Source organism: Streptomyces noursei (assembly GCF_001646665.1).
GTDB classification, from domain to species: domain Bacteria; phylum Actinomycetota; class Actinomycetes; order Streptomycetales; family Streptomycetaceae; genus Streptomyces; species Streptomyces lavendulocolor.
This window is the reverse complement of record NZ_LWBU01000081.1, coordinates 48,085-69,640: the sequence shown is the minus strand read 5'-3', so window position 1 is coordinate 69,640 and position 21,556 is coordinate 48,085. Positions and strand designations below refer to the sequence as shown.

Annotated in this window: 17 protein-coding genes and 1 pseudogene; 10 read left to right on the top strand and 8 right to left on the bottom strand. The window is 66.0% G+C overall.

All coding sequences use genetic code 11. The annotated features are described in order from the left end of the window. Positions 1 to 361: 361 nt before the first annotated feature. The 5 genes from A4V12_RS06830 to A4V12_RS06810 all read left to right on the top strand — a co-directional run bounded on the left by A4V12_RS06830 (position 362) and on the right by A4V12_RS06810 (position 10,007). The gene (locus A4V12_RS06830) at positions 362 to 2,794 is read left to right on the top strand and encodes a type I restriction-modification system subunit M (RefSeq protein WP_079136866.1); all 2,433 of its coding nucleotides are present in this window, start codon (positions 362 to 364) and stop codon (positions 2,792 to 2,794) included. Then, a complete protein-coding gene (locus A4V12_RS34440) occupies positions 2,791 to 4,023 on the top strand; it encodes a restriction endonuclease subunit S (protein WP_159028830.1) in 1,233 nt (410 codons plus the stop codon). The genes A4V12_RS06830 and A4V12_RS34440 overlap by 4 nt, the downstream gene beginning before the upstream one ends. Continuing rightward, entirely contained in the window at positions 4,020 to 7,133 is a 3,114-nt protein-coding gene (locus tag A4V12_RS06820) for a type I restriction endonuclease subunit R (RefSeq protein WP_064068309.1), read from the top strand. Before A4V12_RS34440 ends, A4V12_RS06820 begins: the two co-directional genes overlap by 4 nt. Beyond that, on the top strand, positions 7,120 to 7,842 hold the full coding sequence (locus tag A4V12_RS06815; RefSeq protein WP_064068308.1) for a M48 family metallopeptidase: 723 nt from the start codon (positions 7,120 to 7,122) through the stop codon (positions 7,840 to 7,842). Before A4V12_RS06820 ends, A4V12_RS06815 begins: the two co-directional genes overlap by 14 nt. A 170-nt stretch (positions 7,843 to 8,012) precedes the next feature. After that, the gene (locus A4V12_RS06810; protein WP_064068307.1) at positions 8,013 to 10,007 is read left to right on the top strand and encodes an ATP-binding protein; all 1,995 of its coding nucleotides are present in this window, start codon (positions 8,013 to 8,015) and stop codon (positions 10,005 to 10,007) included. A gap of 532 nt (positions 10,008 to 10,539) precedes the next feature. Here the strand turns inward: A4V12_RS06810 and A4V12_RS06805 are convergent. Then, positions 10,540 to 11,499 carry an AAA family ATPase gene (locus tag A4V12_RS06805; protein ID WP_064068306.1) on the bottom strand — a complete coding sequence of 320 codons (960 nt, stop codon included), beginning with the start codon at positions 11,497 to 11,499 and terminating at the stop codon, positions 10,540 to 10,542. A gap of 116 nt (positions 11,500 to 11,615) precedes the next feature. Further along, the gene (locus tag A4V12_RS37405; protein ID WP_159024987.1) at positions 11,616 to 11,780 is read right to left on the bottom strand and encodes a helix-turn-helix domain-containing protein; all 165 of its coding nucleotides are present in this window, start codon (positions 11,778 to 11,780) and stop codon (positions 11,616 to 11,618) included. Positions 11,781 to 11,919: 139 nt separating this feature from the next. Between A4V12_RS37405 and A4V12_RS06795 the strand changes: the two genes are divergently transcribed. Next, positions 11,920 to 12,486, top strand: coding sequence for a hypothetical protein (locus A4V12_RS06795; RefSeq protein ID WP_064068305.1), 567 nt, complete (start codon positions 11,920 to 11,922; stop codon positions 12,484 to 12,486). Beyond that, positions 12,461 to 13,645: a tyrosine-type recombinase/integrase gene (locus A4V12_RS34430; RefSeq protein WP_079136862.1), complete on the top strand. Its 1,185-nt coding sequence runs from the start codon at positions 12,461 to 12,463 to the stop codon at positions 13,643 to 13,645. The genes A4V12_RS06795 and A4V12_RS34430 overlap by 26 nt, the downstream gene beginning before the upstream one ends. 204 nt (positions 13,646 to 13,849) lie before the next feature. On the opposite strand, the gene A4V12_RS06785 is transcribed toward A4V12_RS34430, so the two are convergent. After that, on the bottom strand, positions 13,850 to 14,113 hold the full coding sequence (locus A4V12_RS06785) for a type II toxin-antitoxin system RelE family toxin (protein ID WP_030207783.1): 264 nt from the start codon (positions 14,111 to 14,113) through the stop codon (positions 13,850 to 13,852). Beyond that, positions 14,106 to 14,372, bottom strand: coding sequence for a type II toxin-antitoxin system Phd/YefM family antitoxin (locus A4V12_RS06780; protein WP_064068412.1), 267 nt, complete (start codon positions 14,370 to 14,372; stop codon positions 14,106 to 14,108). The genes A4V12_RS06785 and A4V12_RS06780 overlap by 8 nt, the downstream gene beginning before the upstream one ends. A 94-nt stretch (positions 14,373 to 14,466) precedes the next feature. On the opposite strand from A4V12_RS06780, the pseudogene A4V12_RS06775 reads away from it, so the two are divergent. Next, positions 14,467 to 14,685 (top strand): annotated as a pseudogene (locus tag A4V12_RS06775) (hypothetical protein); the annotation flags it as partial. A 236-nt stretch (positions 14,686 to 14,921) separates the two neighbouring features. On the opposite strand, the gene A4V12_RS06770 reads toward A4V12_RS06775, so the two are convergent. Next, complete coding sequence (locus A4V12_RS06770; protein WP_064068303.1) at positions 14,922 to 15,314, bottom strand: hypothetical protein; 393 nt, start codon at positions 15,312 to 15,314, stop codon at positions 14,922 to 14,924. Further along, entirely contained in the window at positions 15,314 to 15,565 is a 252-nt protein-coding gene (locus tag A4V12_RS06765) for a hypothetical protein (RefSeq protein WP_064068302.1), read from the bottom strand. The genes A4V12_RS06770 and A4V12_RS06765 overlap by 1 nt, the downstream gene beginning before the upstream one ends. Positions 15,566 to 15,810: 245 nt before the next feature. Here A4V12_RS06765 and A4V12_RS06760 point away from each other — a divergent pair, with 245 nt between their 5' ends. After that, positions 15,811 to 17,994 (top strand): DEAD/DEAH box helicase, encoded by a 2,184-nt coding sequence (locus tag A4V12_RS06760; protein ID WP_079136861.1) that lies wholly within the window; start codon positions 15,811 to 15,813, stop codon positions 17,992 to 17,994. Between the two features lie 242 nt (positions 17,995 to 18,236). On the opposite strand, the gene A4V12_RS06755 is transcribed toward A4V12_RS06760, so the two are convergent. Both A4V12_RS06755 and A4V12_RS06750 read right to left on the bottom strand, forming a co-directional pair. Next, positions 18,237 to 18,485 carry an SCO4226 family nickel-binding protein gene (locus tag A4V12_RS06755; protein WP_064068301.1) on the bottom strand — a complete coding sequence of 83 codons (249 nt, stop codon included), beginning with the start codon at positions 18,483 to 18,485 and terminating at the stop codon, positions 18,237 to 18,239. Between the two features lie 83 nt (positions 18,486 to 18,568). Continuing rightward, on the bottom strand, positions 18,569 to 19,684 hold the full coding sequence (locus tag A4V12_RS06750; protein ID WP_199831230.1) for a pyridoxal-phosphate dependent enzyme: 1,116 nt from the start codon (positions 19,682 to 19,684) through the stop codon (positions 18,569 to 18,571). Between the two features lie 179 nt (positions 19,685 to 19,863). Between A4V12_RS06750 and A4V12_RS06745 the strand changes: the two genes are divergently transcribed. Next, positions 19,864 to 21,441 (top strand): S8 family peptidase, encoded by a 1,578-nt coding sequence (locus tag A4V12_RS06745; protein WP_064068300.1) that lies wholly within the window; start codon positions 19,864 to 19,866, stop codon positions 21,439 to 21,441. Positions 21,442 to 21,556: the final 115 nt, after the last annotated feature.

Genomic DNA, 21,556 nt, shown 5'->3' with positions numbered 1-21,556 from the left:
ACCGGACCCGTCCCTCGCCTGTCAGGTAATCACCTGACATCGCCCGATCAGGTTCCGTGGCGCTCGTACGTCTTCGAGTCTTCGCGAAGGTGCATCCTCTGGCGGCCGCAGCGGATTGCCGTCTTCGCTCTGTGGCCCGCCCGCCGGGGGCGGCTCTGCTTGGCGTAGGCCGCGAGGTGCATCTCTTCCTCTGCAGGGCTACTCTGCCGCTTTCTCTACTACGCTTCCCGCGTGGACTCGGCTGCCGCGCTTGCCTGCAACTCGCATCGGCGGCTGGAAACGGCCGCGCGACGTACGTCACGCCGCAGGCATCAGGGTTGGCGGCCCTCGCGACCGCCATGACACACCGGGAAGAAGAGCCTTGGCCCTCAAGAAGACAGACCTCTACCGCTCGCTCTGGAAGAGCTGCGACGAGCTGCGCGGCGGCATGGATGCCGGTCAGTACAAGGACTACATTCTCACGCTGCTTTTCGTGAAGTACGTCTCCGACAAGGCCAAGGCAGACCCCGACAGTCTCATCGAGGTTCCGCCCGGTGGTTCCTTCGACGACATGGTCGCCGCCAAGGGCGACAAAGAGATCGGCGACCGCTTCAACAAGATCATCTACAAGCTCGCCGAGGCTAACGACCTGCGTAACGTCATCGACCTCGCCAACTTCAACGACGAGGAGAAGCTCGGCAAGGGCAAAGAGATCCAGGATCGGCTGTCGAAGCTGGTCGCGATCTTCAGTGACCTTGACTTTCGAGGCTCCCGAGCCGAGGGCGACGATCTTCTCGGCGATGCCTACGAGTACCTCATGCGTCACTTTGCCACGGAGTCCGGCAAGAGCAAGGGCCAGTTCTATACCCCGGCAGAGGTCTCCCGGGTGCTCGCTAAGGTGGTTGGAATCACAAAGGACACCCGGCAGGACCAGACGGTCTACGACCCCACCTGCGGCTCCGGCTCGCTCCTCCTCAAGGTCGCCGCCGAGACCTCACGTGGCATCTCGATCTACGGCCAGGAGAAGGACAACGCCACCTGGGCGCTGTCCAAGATGAACATGATCCTGCATGGCAACGAGGACGCTGAGATCCTCAAGGGTGACACCATCACGAGCCCTCGGTTCACCAGCGGGAACACGCTTCAGACCTTCGACTTCGCGGTGGCCAACCCGCCGTTCTCCCTCAAGTCCTGGAGCAACGGGCTGGAGCAGGAGTACGGCCGCTTCGAGTACGGCCGGCCGCCGGAGAAGAACGGTGACTATGCGTTCTTGCTGCACGTTCTCAAGTCACTCAAGAGCACGGGCAAGGCGGCGGTCATCCTCCCGCACGGCGTGCTCTTCCGCGGTAACGCCGAAGCTGACATCCGTCGGCGCTTGCTGAAGCAGGGGTTCATCAAGGGCATCATCGGCCTCCCCGCGAACCTCTTCTACGGGACCGGCATCCCCGCCTGCATCATCGTTCTGGACAAGGAGAACGCCGTCGGCCGCACCGGCGTCTTCATGATCGACGCGTCCAATGGCTTCATTAAGGACGGCAACAAGAACCGCCTCCGCAGCCAGGACATCCACAAGATCGTCGACGTCTTCACGCGGCAGACTACGATCGACCGCTACTCGCGCATGGTTCCGCTGTCGGAGATCGCCGATTCGAAGAACGACTACAACCTCAACATCCCCCGATACATCGACTCCTCCGATCCCGAGGACATCCAGGACCTCCACGCACACCTGCACGGTGGCATCCCTGACCGCGATCTCGACGCGGTCAGCGGCTACTGGGATGCCTTCCCGCAGTTGCGAGACCAGCTTTTCCAGCCGAACCGTCCCGGCTACAGTGATCTGACCATCGACGTCAGCAAGGTCCAACAGGCGATCCTTGATTCGCCTGAGTTCCAGAAGTTCACCCAAGAGGCCAGGGAACTCACCACTGAGTGGTTCGCCGCTCATCGCAAGCGGCTCGAAGAGATCGACGAGACCACTCGGCCAAATGACCTCATCGCCGTCCTCGCTGATGACCTGCTGGCCCGTTTCAAACCAGTGCCTTTGCTGGACGAGTACGACGTCTACGAACGGCTCATGACGTATTGGCACGACGTCATGCACGATGACGTCTTCATGGTCATGAACGACGGCTGGCTCGAAGCCGCCAAGCCGCGCAAGATCGTGGTGGATAAGGAACGAAAGCTCTCCGAGACCCCAGACCTCGTGGTGGGTACGGGGCGCAGCGTTGAGAAGTACAAGATGGACCTCCTCCCGCCGAGCCTGATCGTTGAGCGTTACTTCGCCAAGGAACGCGCTGAGGTCGATGAGCTGATGTTGGTATGGGAGGAGGCGAGTCGCCTGGTCGAGGAGTACGTCGAGGAGCATGCCGTTGAGGGCGGGCTTCTGGCGGACGCGATGGACGACGAAAAGATTAACAAGGCACTCGCTTCGGCCCGCTTGAAGAAGGCGCGACATGAGGGTACGGATGCAGACGAGGTGACCTCTCTGTCACATCTCATCAAGCTGTATGACGCGGAGGCGGTAGCGAAGAAGGCGGCCAAGGAGGCGGAAGCTGCGCTGAATCTTGCCACGCTGAAGAAGTACGGCGATCTCACCGAGACGGATGTGCAGGGGCTTGTGTTGGATGCCAAGTGGCGTTCCACGGTCACAGCGCGCGTCACGTCCGAAGCCGAGGCGCTAACACTTATTCTAGTGCACCGAATTCAGCAGCTTGGCGATCGCTATACGCAGACTGCCGGCACACTCGCCGCGAGGGTGGAAGTCCTAGAATCCAGGATCACTCGGCATCTGGCGGGAATGGGGATCTCGTGAGCCGGGAAAATTGGGAAAGCCGCCCTCTTGGTGATTTGGCAAGCTTCGCTTCAGGGAAAACTCCTCCGCGATCGCGTCAAGCCGAGTATTTCGATGCAGGGGAAATCCCATGGGTCAAGACCATGGACCTGAATAACGGGCGCATTTCCCGTACAAGTGAGTGCATTACGAGTCGCGCAGTGTCGGATACGAAGATTCGGATCCATCGCCCCGGTACGGTGTTGATTGCAATGTACGGTGGGTTTAGTCAGATTGGTCGAACGGGTATCCTTTGCGCTCCTGCCGCAACCAACCAAGCTATTACCGCGATTTTTCCTGACCCTGACAGTCTAGACTCCAGGTACTTGCTTCATTTCCTGAATTACAAGGTTGACTACTGGCGAACTGTTGCCAGTAGTAGCCGCAAGGACCCCAATATCACAAAATCCGATGTCATGGGATTTCCGGTGGATCTTCCCTCGCTCAATGAACAGAAGGAAATCTCCGAAGCCCTGGATGATGCCGAAGAGAGGATCTTCTCCTTGCGGCAGTTGATCGCCAAGAAGCAGGCGGTCAAGCAGGGGATTGTGCAGCAGCTCCTCAGCGGAAATATGCGCCTTCCTGGATTTGCCGAGTCATGGGCCTCGGTATCTCTGGGGGAACTCGGAATCTTCCTCAAGGGTCGTGGTGTCCGGCGGGACGACGTGCGACCTTCTGGGATTCCCTGTATTCGGTACGGAGAGCTCTACACGGAATTCGCCAACTATACAGCGGTCACTCGCTCGTTCGTCAGTCATGAAGTTGCCGCCACTGCCCTACCGATCTACTCAGGAGATCTCCTCTTTGCGGGCTCCGGAGAGACGCGCGATGAGATCGGTATGTGCGTTGCCTATGTGGGTGAGCAAGAAGCCGTTGCCGGTGGCGACATCGTGGTCCTCCGGGGTTCCGGCTTTAATCCGGTCTATCTGGCGACCCTCGCAAACTCCCCGGCGGTTACCCAGCAGAAGGCGCGGGCGGGACAGGGCGATGCCGTCGTTCATATCAGCAGCCGTGCGCTCGCAGAGATCACCGTTAAGATCCCGGAGCGTGTGGAACAAGATGCGGTGGCTGAGGTTCTGATTGATGCCGACCGTGAGCTCGGCGCCCTACACAGGAGGCTTGGGAAGGCGCATGAGCAGAAGATCGGCATGATGCAGGAGCTGCTGACAGGCCGGACGCGACTGTCAGTTCAGGGGGAGGGTGAGGCATGAGTGATGTCGGGCAGGTAGAGCGCGAGACGCAGGAGCGTGTCATCCGGCTGTTCGAGAAGCGGCTGCGCTATCGCTATCTCGGCAACCATGAGCGCCGTGCCCGCAACTCGAACATCGAGGTCGGGCTGTTGGAGGAGAACCTCCGTACGCGGGGCTACAGCAACCTCCTCATCACCAGGGCGATTGACCAGCTGAAGAAGGCCGCCGCGCTCGGAGGTGGCCGAGACCTGTACGAGGCGAACCGCGATGTGTACGGCTTACTGCGCTACGGGGTGAGCATCAATCCGGGAGGGAGTGAGAAGAATAAGACGGTCTGGCTCATCGACTGGAAGAAACCGCATGAGAACGACTTCGCCATCGCCGAGGAAGTCACGATCGTCGGACGCCAGACGAAGCGCCCCGACATCGTGCTCTACGTAAACGGCCTGGCACTGTCGACTCTGGAACTAAAGCGTTCCCATGTGGCCGTGAGTGAGGGAATTCGGCAGACCATCGGCAACCAACGGCCAGATTTCATCCGGCCGTTCTTCTCGACGGTCCAGCTCGTGCTTGCCGGCAACGACGTCGAAGGGCTGCGCTACGGAGTCATCGACACGCCCGAGAAGTACTGGCTGGAGTGGAAGGAGGAGGCGGAAGGGGGAGAGGAGTCTTCCGACGAGGGGCCGCTGGATCGCGCCCTGCTTCAACTCTGCGGCAAGGAGCGTCTCCTGGAGCTGATCCACGACTTCACCGTGTTCGACTCCGGTGTCCGCAAAGCGTGCCGCCACAACCAGTACTTCGGCGTGAAGAAGGCACAGGAACGTATCGGTCGTCGTGAGGGCGGCATCATCTGGCACACCCAGGGGTCGGGCAAGTCGCTCACGATGGTGTGGCTGGCGAAGTGGATCCGTGAGAACCAGAAGGACCCCCGTGTCCTCCTCATCACCGACCGCGATGAGCTGGACGAGCAGATCGAGAAGGTCTTCAACGGCGTCAACGAGAAGATCTACCGCACCAAGTCCGGCGCGGATCTCCTGGACACCTTGAACAAGTCCACCGAGTGGCTCATCTGCTCCCTCGTGCACAAGTTCCGCAGCTCTGTGGGCAAGGTAGGCGACGAGGAGAAGGCGCAGGACAAGTTCATCGAGGAGCTCAAGGCCAACGTCCCAAGGGACTTCAAGGCCAAGGGCAACCTGTTCGTCTTCATCGACGAGGCCCACCGCACCCAGTCCGGCAAGATGCATGCCGCGATGAAGCGCCTGCTGCCCGGCGCGATGTTCATCGGCTTCACGGGAACGCCCCTGCTCAAGGCGGACAAGGGTACGAGCATGGAGACCTTCGGTACCTTCATCCACGAGTACAGGTTCGACGAGGCCATCAAGGACGGCGTCGTACTCGACCTGAGCTATGAGGCGCGTGCGATCGACCAGCGGCTGACCTCTGCCGCGCACGTCGACAAGTGGTTCGCGGCCAAGACCAAGGGCATGACGGACCTGTCCAAGGCGGAGCTGAAGAAGCGCTGGGGGACGATGCAGAAGGTCGTCTCCTCCGAGCCTCGGGCTATGCAGATCGTCCAGGACATCCTGATGGACATGGAGACCAAGGACCGTCTGAAGGACGGCCGCGGGAACGCCATGCTGGTCGGTGACAGCGTCTACCAGGCATGTAAGTTCTACGAGTTGTTTTCCAAGGCGGGCTTCGACGGCAAATGCGCCATCGTCACCAGCTATAAGCCGAGTCCGGGAGACATCTCCAAGGAGGACTCCGGTGCCGGCCACACAGAGAACCTCCGGAAGTACGAGATCTACCGGAAGATGCTGGCCGCCCACTTCAACGAGCCCGAAGACGTGGCGATGACGAAGGTCGAGGAGTTCGAGAAGGAGGTCAAGAGGCAGTTCGTCGAGGAGCCTGGCCGTATGCGCCTCCTCATCGTCGTCGACAAACTCCTGACCGGCTTCGACGCGCCGAGTGCCACGTACCTCTACATCGACAAGAAGATGCGCGACCACGGCCTGTTCCAGGCCATCTGCCGCGTCAACCGGCTCGACGGGGATGACAAGCAGTACGGCTACATCGTCGACTACCGCGACCTCTTCAACTCCCTTCAGGACGCCGTCACCGACTACACGTCCGGGATGTTCGATGCCTATGAGCGGCAGGACATCGAGGGCCTGTTGAGTGACCGTATCGACAAGGGGCGAAAGGACCTGGACGATGCGCTGGAACGTATCCGCGCACTGTGCGAGCCGGTCGCGCCGCCCCGAGGCACACTCCAGTACCAGCAGTACTTCTGCGCCGCTGAGCAGGGCAACGCCGCACAGCTCAAGGCTAACGAGCCCAAGCGTGTCGAGCTGTACAAGGCCGTCGCAGGGGTGACGCGGGCCTTCGCCAACCTGGCGAACGACATGGAGGCAGCCAAGTACTCGCCGCAGGCCGCCGAGGACATCCGCAAGGAGGTCCGCCACTACGTGGACGTCCGGGCCGAGGTGAAGCTCGGCGCAGGCGAGGACGTCGACTTCAAGCAGTACGAAGCAGGCATGCGCTTCCTCCTGGACACCTACATCCAGGCGGACGCGTCAAGGACCGTGTCCGACTTCGAGGACGCCGGACTCATCCAGCTCATCGTCGAACTGGGTGCGGGCGCCGTCGACAAGCTGCCTACGGGAATCAAGAGCAACCCCGAAGCCGTTGCCGCGACCATCACCAACAACATGCGCAAGGTGATCGTCGACGAGCGTGCGACGAACCCGAAGTACTTCGACGAGATGTCACAGCTGCTCGACGCGATAATCGAGGAGCGTCGCAAGGGTGCGATCGAGTACGAGGAGTACCTCGCCAAGCTGCTGGAGACGGCGGCGGATCTTGGAAGCAGGAACTCAGGCGACGCCGAGCGGTACCCGAAGTGGGCTGACAACGGCGCGCGCAGAGCGCTGTGCGACTTCTTCCGCGACGACCAGCAGCTGGCTATCCAAGTCGACACCACGGTGCTGCACAACAAGCCGCACAACTGGGTTGGAAGCCCAATGAGGGAGAAGAAGCTGCGTATCGCGGTCAAGCGTGCGCTGCCAGACGACTTCGACCGGCTCGATGAGCTCTTCGAACTGGTGAAAGCAAGGCATGAGTATCACTAGCACGCGGATCACCGTCCTCGGCATCGATGTCCAGGTGGACTTCAAGGACATCAAGAACCTGCACATCGGTGTCTATCCGCCGGTGGGCCGTGTCCGGGTGGCGGCACCCCAGCGGATGGATGACGACCAGATCAGGCTGGCCGTCATCCAGCGGCTGCCGTGGATCAGACGACAGCAGGACGAGCTGCGATCGGCTCGACGGCAGTCCGTGCGAGAAATGGTCGGTGGAGAGTCCCACTACAGCTGGGGTGTGAGGCGACGCCTGAAGGTTGTTGAACGTCCCGGACGTCCGCACGTGGAGATCGACGGAGATCGACTAGTCCTGTACGCGCTTCCGGGAACTGACGACCAGGGACGCCGAGACCTGCTCGACCAGTGGTACCGAGAGCAGCTCCGACGCGCCGTCCCTCCGCTCATCGAGCGGTGGGAGGCGAAGCTCGGCGTCTCGGTGCCCTGGTGGGGCATCCGCCGGATGAAAACCAAGTGGGGCTCGTGCAACCAGGAGACCGGCCGCCTGTGGTTCAACTCCGAGTTGGCCAAGAAGCACCCGGCGTCCCTTGAGTACGTCATCGTCCACGAGATGACGCACCTCCTCGAACGCGGGCATGGCCCGCGCTTCGCCCGGCTGATGGACAGCTGCCTGCCGGACTGGCGCAGTCGCCGCGACGATTTGGACGCGGAGCCGCTCGCCGACGAGCTGTGGACGTGACGTGCCAGGCCGCGCAGGCGAAGGAGCGGATCGTGGACGCACGTCCGGCGCTCGAAAACAGTGAGTGACGTTCATCAGGTATCCGAGTTAATGACAATGACGTGGGAAGCGTTCTGCCTCCCTCCCCGCAGGCCCTAAGAGATGACGCTGACGTGAAAGGTGCTGACCCCATGGCGAAGCTTCGGTTGACCGTAGGGCGCGGACACGTCGAGGAGCTTGCCCGGCTTCGTCATCCTGTGGGAGCCGTCGAGGAGCTGATCTGGAACTCTCTCGACGCGGATGCCGAGAACGTCACCGTCGTACTTGAGCGCAACGACTTCGACGGAGTCGACCGAGTAGCCGTGCTCGACGACGGTACTGGTATCGCGGCGGAGAAGTGCAGCGACTACTTCGAGCAGATCGGTACGTCCTGGAAGAAGCGCACGCAGGTCAGTGAGGTAAAGAAGCGCGTGCTGCACGGGAAGAACGGGCGGGGCCGAGTCCGGGCCTTCGCGCTCGGCAGTGAGGTGCGCTGGACCAGCGTCAGCGGTGCGCGGGGGATCCGCCGGCGTGTGGTCATCGAGTCCGATCGCAGCTCCATGGACGAGTTCGACGTCAGCGATCCCGAGCCGACGGCCGACGCAACGGGGACGGTCTTTGAGGCGTTCGGCGGGGAGGACCTCCAGAAGCTGACCGAGGATGCCGCCCGTACCGCGCTCACTGCCGCCTTCGCGCTTCACCTGGAGGCGTACCCGGACATCTGCATCACCTACGACGGGACGCGGCTGGACCCGGCGTCTGAGCAGGTTCACGTCGAGACGTACGAGGTGGCGGCTCCGCCGGACAGTTCTCACCCGTCGGCCCAGTTGAAGATCATCGAATGGTCGCGTCCGTACTCCCGGGCTTTGTTCCTCTGCGACGGCCGAGGCATGTCCTTGGCGCAGCTGAAGCCGGAGATCCAGGCTCCGGGCTTCCACTTCACGGCGTACCTGTCCTGGTCGGGGTTCGAGGATGATTCGGTCGGCGACCTCGCCTTCGCCGATTGGACACCGGAGGGGCCTGCTGCCGAGGTGCTGGCCGAAGCCCGAGAGCGTATGCGTGAGCACTTCCGTTCCCGAGCCGATGAGCGCCGTCGTGAGCTCGTCGACTCGTGGCGTGCGGAAGGCTTCTACCCGTATGCAGGCGAGCCCGCCAACGACCAGGAGCGAGCGGAGCGCGAGACCTTTGACGCCGTGGCGACCGCGGTCGTCCGGCACTTGCCGGCGAGCAAGAGGGCCCAGAAGGTGTCCTTCGCGCTTCTGCGCTCCGTCTTGACCCACGAGCCGGGCGAAGTGCTGCGCATCGCCGAGGAGCTATTCGCGCTTTCCAAGCAGGAGCAGGCAGAACTCAGTCGGCTGCTGGATCGTACGCCGCTGTCCGCCTTGATCAAGGCGTCGACCGCGACAACCGGACGCCTCGATTTCCTGTCTGCCCTGGAGCACCTCGTCTTCGACCCCGTGGCCAAGGGGCGGGTCAAGGAACGCACGGAGCTGCACCGGATCCTGGAGAACGAGTGCTGGATCTTCGGTGAGGAGTATGGACTGCACGTCAGCGACCGCAGTCTGAACGAGGTGCTGAGACAGCACTGTCGTCTTCTCGATCGTGACACACCCGCACAGGCCCCCGTTCTGAGGGAGGACGGGAGCCGGGGGATCGTCGACCTCATGCTGTCCCGTGCAGCCCGGCAGCGGAAAGGGGAGCGTCACCACCTCGTGATCGAACTCAAGAGGTCGAGTGTCACCCTCGGCATGTCCGAGTTCACGCAGATCAACAGCTATGCGCAAGCGGTTATGAACGACGACCGGTTCCGGGACCCCAAGGTGACCTGGGACTTCTGGCTCGTCGGCAATGCCATGGACGACGGTCTTCGCCAACTTGCTCACCAGCAGGACCGGATGCCTGGATGTGCTGTCAACCAGCCCACGTACCGGATCTGGGTACGCACCTGGGGCGAAATCATCGAGGACGCGCAGGAGCGGCTTCGCTTCTACAGCGAGCAGCTTGAGTATCAGTCGTCGACCGAGCACGCCATGGACTATCTGATCAGGGAACACACTGACGCGGTCATGGATCTGGTGGGCGACGGTACGGTGCCCGCGGCCAGGGCGGGGGACAGCGGAACGATCGGAGCTGCCGCCACATCGTGAGGCCCCATCCCTACGGCGGTGAAGGGCAACGGCGGAACGGCATGGGTAGGGAGCAACGGCGTCAGAAACTGGACGTGAGCCTCACCGACTCCTGACGAGTGGGCCGCATCCGCGGCCCCGAGGAAGGCAGCGGCGAGAGCAAGTACGCAAGTCGAGCCTCGTAAGTCGTCTACGCGAAGAACGGCCGATAGGCCGCTTCCTAGTTGGGCTTCTTCACGGCTTCACGTACTTGCTCTTCTCCGCTGCACAGGCTTACGGCTTCGCCGCTGGACGCAATCGCGTACTTGCGTAAGTCGTCTTGCTCGTTCAACAGCTCCTTCGGGGAGCCGCTGCCTTTGTCTGGCGGGCTTCGAGGCCTCGGGCTTTCGTAGTCCCCCAGTGGCCTGCGTGCTGGTCGGCCACAGGCCGCCAGTGTCCAGAGATCCTGACGTACTTACATAAGTAGAAGGAGGAGCGAGGCTTGCCGAGCGGAGCGAGGTAGCTGGTGGTGGTGACACTTCCTGTAAGGGGGCTGCATCACCACCACCACGGATCAGGCGGGCTCGGAGCGCCTCCGGGTCCAGCGCCCGTCAACGTACTCCAGGGCATCCCTGAGCTTGGGGCGAATGGTCTCCACGCTCTTGCCGACCGTCGGGGCGTACCGCTGGGCGAGCGGCTTGTAGTTCGTCTCCTCCGGCTGCTCCTCGATGATCCGCGCTGCGAGCACTTCGTCCCAGGGCTTCGCCTTCGGCATGTCGACGGCCTTGATCTGGGGCCTCGCCCGCTCCCAGACAGGGACCTCGCTTGTCGCGCTGGCCCGGTGCACGGTGACGTCGAGGTTGAGGTCTTCCCGGGCGCGATTCATCTTGACTTCGATGCGCCGCCCGCGCTTGCCGGAGTTCCTCAAGGTGATGATGCCGCGAGCGCCGGCCGCGATCGCCCGTCCGCCGATGGGCGAGGATGCGACGCTCATTCCCTCCGCCGTTCCCTTCGGGGTGTGCGTCACCACCAGCACGGGGATGCCCATGTCCGTGATCGGACGCAAGCTGTGCCCGAACCGTTGCGCTGTCACCGGGGATGAGATGTCCTCACCCGGTGCGAGCGCGCCGAGCATGTTGTCCAGGACGAACAGGCCCGGCCTGATGTCCGCGAGGTCTTCGTAGATGCCCTTCCAGTAGCCGGAGTCCCCCGCGTCCCGGACGGGGAAGATGGTCACAGAGTCGTCCGGTACGGCACCGTCCAGCCGCTCCTTCAATTCCTCCGCCGCGCCGTCGTCGGTCAGGCCGTAGACGATGTGGTCGATTCTTCGATGTACCGGCAGGCCGAGGAACGTCGGCTCGCCGTTGAGCAGGGCTATGCCCATGCCCGCGCTGAGCAGTGTCTTGCCCGCCTTGGGCTCACCCGCCAGCAATGTTGTCCGGGTGGTGAGGAGGTCGCCGATCAGGAACGCGTCCTCGTACGGGACCCGCTCGATCTCGTGGAGCTGCCGCCCTTTGTCCTTGATGGCTCCCACCGTGCGTGGCCGTCCTTCCTTTGAGCGGAGCGGCACAGGTGTGCGCCGCTGTCTCCCGCCGGGTGGCGGGATCATGTGACCTCCATTCGGTCGGGTACAGATGAGAGGACCGCAGGTCAGGCCGAGGCCGGGCACTCCCGGTCGAGCCAGCGGTCGACCTCGGACATGCGGAAGCGCAGGCTGCCGCCGACCTTCCGGGACGGGAGGCCGAGTATCCGGTGGTTGTTGTAGATCCAGGCGGGCTTCTTGCCCAGGTACTCAGCCAGTTCGTCAACGGTCATCAGGCGGTTGTGGTGCAAAGACGGATCTCCTTCGGTTCGTCGTACCGGCATCATCCTGAGCAATACATCTGGTTCTGTCAAAGCCGGATGCGTCACATCTAGACTTGACTGGGGCTGAATAGGCTCGTACGTTCCTCGCATGGAGATCACACGTAGCCCTGACGGTCCGCCGTCGCGTGCGGGCATCGAGATTCACCGGCGTATCGGCTCATGGAAGGTGACGATGTGGCGGCCAGCCGACTCCGTGGGCGGTGGGCCGCAGGAGATTCGGATCGAGCCTCACGAAGACGGCGACCCGCAGGAGATCGCCCGCGGCCTGTCCAGCACGGTGCTCCGGCAGATCGACACCAGATCGTTCGTGGAGATGCTCGACGCAGCTCCGACCGGTATTGACCAGGCCGTGGAGGAGGAAGCAGGACTCCTGCGTGGGTGGCTCGCCGACGCGCCCAGAGGGGTCACCGATAGGTACCTGGCCATGCTCTCGGCGGTCTATGTGCGGGTCGTCGAGATCGGCGAGCGGGCCCCGATCCAGGCGCTTGAGGAGATTACGAACATCAAGCAGGCCACGCTCAAGGGGCACCTGCGCGCTGCACGGAAGCGCGGCTTCCTGACCAAGGTCGAGGGCAAGGCGGGCGGACAGCTGACGGAGAAGGCCGACGAGGTGCTCAGGGAGATGAAGAGTGGCGCAGGTACTGAAGAAGTGTGACTGCCGGAACAAGACCCGGTGCGCGCACCTGTGGACAGTCCGGTACCGCGAGCCCGGTGGGCGGACGGGGCGTCAGCGGGAGAAGTCGTTCCCCACGAAGCGGGAGGCCGAGAGCTTCGGCGTCAAGGCGGAGAACGACAAGCGGGCCGGGGTCTACATCGACCACCAGCTCGGGCAGATCTCCATGCGCAAGTGGGCGGAAGAGTGGCTCGCGCAGCACCAGGTGAACGAGTCGACCCGACGGAACTACCAGGGCTTCATCTCGAACCACCTGGTTCCCGCGCTCGGTGCCCGCACCCTCGCCAGCGTCACCATCCCGGATGTGAAGAAGCTTCAGACGGCAATGGTGAAGGGCGGATTGGCGGCATCGACAGTCAACGACCGTATGAACATCCTGCGCGCCATGATGGCGACCGCCGTCAAGGAACGGCGCATATACGAGAGCCCGTGCGACGGGGTGCCGCCGATCAAGACGGCAGGCGCCGCCGTCGACCCGGACGAGATACCGACGCTCGCGGAGGTGTACGCCATCGCCGCCGCCATGTCCGATCAGTACCGGCTCACGGTGTGGCTCCAGGCGGGTGCTGGGCTGCGTATCAGCGAGGCTCTCGGGCTGACCTCCGACTGCCAGCGAGAGGGCTTCCTGCGGCTGCGCCGGCAGATCAGCGCCAAGGCGAATCAGGGTGACTGCGTGACCCGCTTCGTGCCGCTCAAGCACCGTACGGCGGATGAGTACCGGGACGTGCCCACGCCGACGTTCCTTGACCAGGAGATCGGCAACCACCTGAAGCGCTGGGGCACGGTCAAGGTCGACGGCGTAGAGGCGCTGTTCGCACCGCGTGAGCGGGGCAAGGGGAATATGCCCACGGCGTCGACGTACGGCTATCACTGGCGGAAGGCGTGCGTGGCGGCGGGCGTGGTCACCCCGGACAAGAAGCCGAGGTACACCCCGCACTCCCTGCGCCACTTCTTCGCCTCGACCGCGCTTGCGAACGGCGTCCCGATCCATGAAGTGAGCCGCTGGCTCGGTCACCGGAACATCAAGACCACCGTCGACACGTACGGGCACCTGGTGCCGGAGGCGTGGGACCGGTGCCGGGACGTGATGCAGCAGGCGCTTCGGCCGTCGCCGGTACGCGCCGTCGCAGTGGCGGCATGACGTGCTGACCCGGCGACACGGTGCTGACTTGGTGCTGACCCTGCGCCCCTTCGAGGGGCAGAAACCCTTGGGAACACTGGGAAGGAAGGGGTTCCATGAACGTTCCGCTTCAACGTCTGATTGGACGTGGACAAACGGCCTGACCTGCGAGAAAGCAGGTCAGGCCGTTGTGCTGTCCGCAGCAGTTCGCAGAACCTGGAGCGGCTAAGTGTCGTAGACCGTGGAACGGTGTCCGACGTGTACGACCCACACCACCAGCTCCCCGTTGTCGATCGTGTAGACGACACGGTAGTCGCCGACCCGTAGGCGACGGCGCTCGGGCTGGGATACGAGTGCGGTGGTGTTGAAGCCGAAGGGGTCGCTCTCCAGCTCCGTCAGTTTGGCCAGGATGCGAAGCGCCATGTCACGCGGGATCTTGCGCAGCTCCGCCTGGGCCTCGGGCCGGAAAACCGTGCGGTAGTCACTCACTGCGTGCCAGCGTCTCCCTCATCACGTCCTCGATCGGGACGCCGGCGGCCGGGTTTGCCATGCGCTCGTCGATGATGCGGTTGATCTCGCGCTCTTCCCACTCCTGGTACTTGCGCAGCACCTCGATCGAGACCACGGCGGCAACCTGCTTGCCGCGACGGGTGATGACAGTGGGCACGTCGTCGCGGTCGGCCCGTTCGACGACTTCGGCCAAGTGAGCGCGTACGTCGCGGATGGACTCTATGGGTGGCTGAGTCATGACCCAAGGGTACCGAGTGTGCCATGTGTACACAATGCCGCGGGTCCCGGTCCGCTCCGGGGGCACCGGTGGCAGTATGCGGGGACACAGCGAGGTGCACCGGCTGCTCGCCACCCGTGGGGTGGACGAGCGGATGGTGAAAATGCTGAAGAACAAGACCCGTCTGTTCGACGCGTACGCGCGTCGGAGCGCGGTCGCCGAGTCGACGCCGGATGCGGTTGACGTCTCGGACACGGCGATGGCCCGCCAGATCGTCGAGGAGGAGCAGGCGCGGCTGGGAGCGGTCCGCAAAGAGTCCGCAGGACACCCGTAAGCGACCGTCGGGACCCGACGCACGTCAACGGGGAAATGCCTGTTCAGCGCGTGGCATGCGACTCCGCCGCAGGTCAGGGCCAGAGCTCAGGCATTCCGCTTCAACGTGTGACGTTCGGCAAGAACCGTGCCCGGCCCGCTTGCCGGCGGGTCGGGCATGAGCTCATGTCCGCGGGGAGTCCACGCTCCGGGGTGAGGGGCAGTGGCAGGTCCGGTCGGCGTGGCAGTGACACTGCCTCAGACCTTGATGACCTCCGCGGAAGGGCCGCACAGGAGTGTCAGATCCTCGGGGTCGGACGTGAGGACAGTGACCGGCCGGGGTGCGTTGAGCGCGATGGCGGCGAAGGCGGCATCGATGGCGTACTTGTGGCCGTGGAGGTGATGGGCGCGCAGAAGCGCGGCAGCCTGGTCGGTGATCTCCTTGGTGACGTCGCAAACGTCGACGCGGGAGAGGATCCACGTGATGCGGGCCGGGTGGACACGCTCGTAGTCGGCCTCAAGAGTGGTCATGGCGCTGGTGGCGACGCGGATGCCCTCTTCCGACGCCGCTTGGACCAGAGTCACGACGGTGCGGTCCTTGCGGTAGAGCTTCGAGAGGCCTTCGCTGTCGAGCAGGAGGGTGCCGGGCATCAGGCGGCGGCCCCGCCGGCCTGCCGGTGGTCGTGGCGCAGCAGCGCCCGGGCGGCCTCGACCTGTTCGCGGGTGAGAGCGTCGTTGTCGGTCTCGAAGTCGGCGACGATCTCCCGGAGCTTGTCCATGGCGACTCGCTGTTCGAGGGCCTCGGCGACGTAGGCGGAGAAGCCGCCAGGGCCGACGTGGGCGCGTACGGCCTCGGCGAGGTCCTCGGGCAGACTGATGGAGTACTTCCTGCTACCGCTCATGCCACCAATGCTACCGGTGGTCGTAAGGCTGGGGAGCCGAATATCTCCTGAGGGCCCGACTGCTCCGCGCCGGCTTCTCCCGCATGCGGGGAATCGCACGCAGGGGGCCTCTGACCTGTGGCAGAGCAGGTCATGCAGGCCCCGTCCGCAGGGACACCGGCACCTTGTTCGGACTGAACGAGCACCCCGTCCAGGCCGGAGGGCGGTGGGAGGATGCGGGGACTGCGAGAGAGGGGCGGGGGCGCGTGGGGCGTGGTGAGCGGGACGCGGTCGCGAGGGGAGCGCGACTGCACGAGGCGGCGCGGGCAGTGGTCGGTGATCACCGTGCGGCGGTCGACGCGGTGCGGGCGGCGCTGAAGCCGATCCACGACGCGGCGGTCGCGCGGGAGCTCGGCGCCATCCCGGTGGCACGGCTGCAGGACGTCACCGAAGGCCGCCTGCGGCTGGGCAACGTCGAGAAGAGCGGCCTCGGCACCGTGGGCGGTGTCCTCGAAGCGGGTCCCTACCGGTTGCGGCAGATCCCGGGAGTCGGGCAGCGCACGGTCGACCAGATCCTCGCCGCCGCCCGCCGGCTCGCCGAGGCGGTGCACGAGACGGTGGCCGTCCACATCGACGTGGACCGGCCGGAGCCGAGCACCACCGCGCTCGTCACGGCCCTGCACGTGCTCGTGGAGGCGGGCCCGGACGCCCGGCGCGCGGTGGACCGGGCCACAGCCCTGTCGGAACGGCTCGGCCCCCTGCTGGCCGACGCGGGACCCGCCGCCGGGCGTTTCGGGATGCTGCTGGCCGGCCGGGAGAAGAAGGGGCGCGCCTTGGCGGCGGTCGACGGGATCCGCTCGCTGGTGGACGAGGCCGAGCAGGCCGGCCTGCCCGAGCTGCTCGCCCAGGCATCGGTGGACCTGCTCCGCGGATCGTCGTCCGACATCGCGGCATGGGTGGACTTCGAACTCCGCTCCGCCGAGTACTACAGCCTGCTCGCCGAGGTCTCCGGGCGGCTGCCGGACGCGGCGGCCGCCGAGGGGTTCCTGCCCGAGGAGATCGCCGAGCGGGTACGGACACAGCAGCTCGACGACTCGCACCGGCGGGTCTCCCTGCGTGGGTACCAGGCGTTCGGCGCGCGGTTCGCGCTCGCACAGCGCAAGGTGATACTCGGCGACGAGATGGGCCTCGGGAAGACCATCCAGGCCATCGCCGTGCTGGCCCACCTGGCCGCCGAGGGGCAGAGCCACTTCATGGTCGTCTGTCCGGCGAGCGTGCTGGTGAACTGGACCCGCGAGATCGAGGCCCGCAGCGCCCTTCGCGTGATGGTGCTCCACGGTCCCGACCGGCACGGCGCGTTCGCCGACTGGAAGGGCAGGGGCGGGGTGGCGGTGACCACGTTCGAAGCCCTGCGCGGATTCCCGGCACCCGGCGGCGGGGAGGTCGGCCTGCTCGTCGTCGACGAGGCGCACGGCGTGAAGAACCCCAAGACCAAGCGGTCCCAGGCGGTGGCCCTGTGGACGGAACGTTGTGAGCGCGGCCTCTTCATGACCGGCACCCCGATGGAGAACCGGGTCGTGGAGTTCCGCAACCTGGTCCGGATGCTCGACGAGGGGGTGGCGGACTCCCTGGGCGAACGGGACGCCCTGGCCGGGTCGGTCGCCTTCCGCAAGGCCGTCGCCCCGGTCTACCTGCGGCGCAATCAGGAGGACGTGCTGACGGAACTCCCGAGTCTTCAGCGGACCGACGAGTGGGAGGAACTGAGCGCGTCGGACGAGGAGGCGTACCGCGAAGCCGTGCGCGCGGGCAACTTCATGGCGATGCGGAGGGCCGCGTACACGCGCCCCGAGAAGTCGGCCAAGCTCGACCGCCTCAGGGAGATCGTTCGGGAGGCCGGCGAGAACGGGCAGAAGACCGTGGTCTTCTCCCACTTCAGGGACGTGCTGGACGTGGTGGGGACCGCGCTCGCGACGGGCCCGACCGCCGGTCTCCCGCTGCTCGGTCCGCTCACCGGCAGTGTCCCGGCCGGGCGACGGCAGCAGATCGTCGACGACTTCGCCGGGGTCCCGGGACCGGCGGTGCTTTTGGCGCAGATCCAGGCGGCCGGTATCGGCCTCAACATGCAGGCTGCCTCCGTCGTCGTCATCTGCGAACCGCAGATCAAGCCGACCCTCGAACACCAGGCGGTGGCCCGGGCCCACCGCATGGGCCAGGTCAGGTCGGTGCACGTGCATCGACTTCTCGCCACCGGGGGAGTGGACGAGCGCATGGTGAGGATGCTGGAGGAGAAGACGCGGCTGTTCGACGCCTACGCCCGCCGCAGTGCCGTGGCCGAGTCCACGCCGGACGCGGTCGACGTGTCGGACACCGAGCTGGCCCGCCGGATCGTCGAGGAGGAGCAGGTACGCCTGGGCATGACGGACGGGCGGCCACGGACGGCAGCCGACTGAGACGGGCCGGGGACCGCCCGGCACTCCGCCATGTACAGCTACCCGGCTCACCGGCCCCGTGCGGTGATCCCGCACTGCTGCCCCGGCGGCGGCGTCGAAGGTCCCGGCTCCCGCAGGGCCCGCCCCGCTGCCGGAAGTACCGGCCCGAGGCGGGGGCGGGCAGCGGCCGTGGCGGTCGTGACCGCGCTCGCCCGGTCGCCCGCCCGGGCCCTCGGGGGCCGCCGTGCGTCCGGGGTGTGCGGTCAGACCGTGAGGGTCACCTCGTGGATCTCGTCGGGCGCGTGGCCGGTGCGTTCGTGGATGCGCTGGACCGCGTCGGCCGAGGGGCCGGTGGACAGGCAGTAGACCGTGCCCGACTCCGGGTCGGCCCAGGCGTGCTCGAAGTGCACCCCTTCGTCCTTCTCGATGGCCAGGTCCGCCCGGTGGGCCTCGCTCAGCTGGTCCGACGTGATGCCCTTCATTCCTCGGTGGACGTCCATGTACGTGCCCATGGCTCCCGCTCCTCCGGCTGGCTGTTGGGTTTCGGCCCCTCTTCCATGCTGCACCCGTCGGCGCCCGGCGGCGCGGCGTCGGGTCAGGCAGGTGCCAGGCCCGTCTTGGCGCCCGCGCCGCACAGCGGGACCACCGTGCTGCCGGTCTGCGGGCGGGCGCGGACCGCCGCCCAGCACGCCACGCCCGTCGACTCGACGAACAGTCCGCGGGCGGCCAGGTCGAGCTGGGCGGCCCGGATCCGGTCCTCCGTCACCGTGAGGAACGTGCCGCCCGACTCCCGTACCGCCCGCAGGATCTGGCGGGCCCGCGGGGGGTTCGGGATGGCGATGCCCTCCGCGAGGGTGGGGCGCGCCTGCGCGGGGGCGATCAGTTCGCCGGCCCCCGCGCGGAACGCCTCCGCCAGCGGCGCGACGGCCTCCGCCTGCACGGCGACCAGGGCGGGGCGCGACGGGATCAGGCCGTGCGCGTGCAGCTCGGCGGTGGCGAGGGCGGCGCCCAGGAGGAGGGTGCCGTTGCCCACCGGGAGGACCAGGGTGTCGGGCAGCCGCCCGCCGAGGTCCTCCCACAGCTCGTACACGTAGGTCTTCGTGCCGTGCAGGAAGAAGGGGTTGTGGACGTGCGAGGCGTAGAAGGTGCCCGGTTCGCCGGCGGCCTCGCGGGCGGCCCGTGCCGCGGCCTCGCGGTCGCCGGGGACGACCGTGAGCCGTGCCCCGTGCGCCCGGATCTGCTCCAGCTTCTTGGGGGAGGTGCCCTCCGGGACGTACACGGTGCAGTCCAGGCCCGCGCGGGCGCAGTAGGCCGCCATGGCGGTGCCCGCGTTGCCGCTGCTGTCGGCGATCACGCGGCGGGGGCCGAGGCGGCGGGCGAGTTCGGCGAGCATGACGGCGCCCCGGTCCTTGAACGACAGGGTGGGCATGAGGAAGTCGAGCTTGGCCGAGACGGTGTCGGTGAGCCGGACGAGCGGTGTGCGGCCCTCGCCCAGGGAGCAGCCGGGGTCGGCGAGCGGCAGCGCCTCCTCGTAGCGCCAGAGCGAACCGGTCCGGCCGGGCAGCGCCGCCAGGGGTACGGGCGCGGCACGGAAATCCAGGTCCCAGGGACCCTGACACCCGGGGCAGCACCAGGTCAGTGCCGATACGGACGATCGGGCACCGCAACGGGGGCACCGGTAGTTCGCCGGAAGGGTCATGAAAGCCAGCATGACATTCATGTGGCGGGGCTGTTACCGGCGCGTCAGGACCCTTGTGGGATTCCTATGGATCGGTCAATCTTTCGCTCGGCAGGCGAATTCGGGCAACGCCGCGTACACGGCGGCGCTGTTTGTCATGCACCTGTCCAAACCCCCACAGCAACGCACCACCAATGAGGAGGACCCCTCACATGTCAGTGATGCGTACCCCGCGGCGAAGACTGGCCGCAGCCGGCGCCACCGTCGTCGCCGCCCTCGCGCTCGGCACCCTCTCCGCCCTCCCGGCCACCGCGGCCGCGGCCGCCCCGGAAGGTGTGATCGAGAACGCCGGAGCCCCCGGCGCCGTCGCGGGCAGCTACATCGTCACCCTCGACGAGGCGGCCGCCGACGCCGAGTCCAAGGCGGGCAAGGCCGTCGCCGCCCGCTACGGCGCGAAGATCGAGAGGACGTACACCTCCGCCCTCAACGGCTACGCCGTCGAACTGTCCGAGGCCCAGGCGAAGAAGCTCGCCGCCGACCCGGCCGTCGACTCGGTCGTGCAGAACCGCGTCTTCACGATCAACGGCACCCAGCCGTCGCCGCCGTCCTGGGGCCTGGACAGGATCGACCAGCGGGCCCTGCCGCTGAACCAGAGCTACACCTACCCCGAACCGGCGGGCGAGGGCGTCACCGCGTACGTCATCGACACCGGCGTACGCATCACCCACGGCGACTTCGGCGGGCGGGCCACCTACGGCTACGACGCCATCGACAACGACAACACGGCGCAGGACGGCCACGGTCACGGCACGCACGTCGCCGGCACCGTCGCCGGGTCCTCCTACGGCGTGGCCAAGAAGGCCAGGATCGTCGGTGTCCGCGTCCTCAACAACTCCGGTTCCGGCACCACCGCCCAGGTCGTCGCCGGCATCGACTGGGTGACCCGCAACGCCGTCAAGCCGGCCGTGGCCAACATGAGCCTCGGCGGCGGCGTGGACTCCGCCCTCGACACGGCCGTGCGCAACTCCATAGCCAGCGGCGTCACGTACGCCATCGCCGCGGGCAACGACGGCCGCGACGCGTCCAACTCGTCGCCGGCGCGCGTCGGTGAGGCCATCACGGTCGGCTCCACCACCAACACCGACGCCCGCTCCAGCTTCTCCAACTACGGCAGCCTGGTGGACCTGTTCGCGCCCGGCTCGTCCATCACCTCCGCCTGGAACAACAGCGACACCGCCACCAGCACCATCTCCGGTACGTCGATGGCGACCCCGCACGTCGCGGGCGCCGCGGCCCTCTACCTGGCGAACAACCGCACGGCCACCCCGGCGCAGGTCGCCACCGCCCTCACCTCCGCCGCCACCACCGGCGTGGTCGGCAACCCGGGCACCGGCTCCCCGAACCGCCTGCTGTACGTCGGTGACGGCGGGACCACGCCGCCGCCCGGCAAGCGCTTCGAGAACACCGCCGACTACGCGATCGGCGACAACACCACGGTCGAGTCGCCGATCACCGTCAGCGGCGTCACGGGCAACGCCCCGTCGGCCCTCCAGGTACCGGTGAACATCGTCCACACCTACATCGGTGACCTCCAGGTCCAGCTGATCGCCCCCGACGGCACCGCCTACACCCTCAAGGGCTACGGCACGGGCGGCAGCGCCGACAACATCAACACCACGTACACGGTCAACGCCTCCTCCGAGGTCGCCGACGGCACGTGGAAACTGCGCGTGAGCGACAACGCGAACTACGACACCGGCCGGATCGACTCCTGGGCCCTGCAGTTCTGAGCACCGGGTGAGCGAAGCACCGGGTGAGTGAAGAGAGGGGCGGTCGCCACACGGCGGCCGCCCCTCCCCGCTGCGCCGACGGCGGGCCGGGACCCCGGTGCTTCCCCCGTGCCGC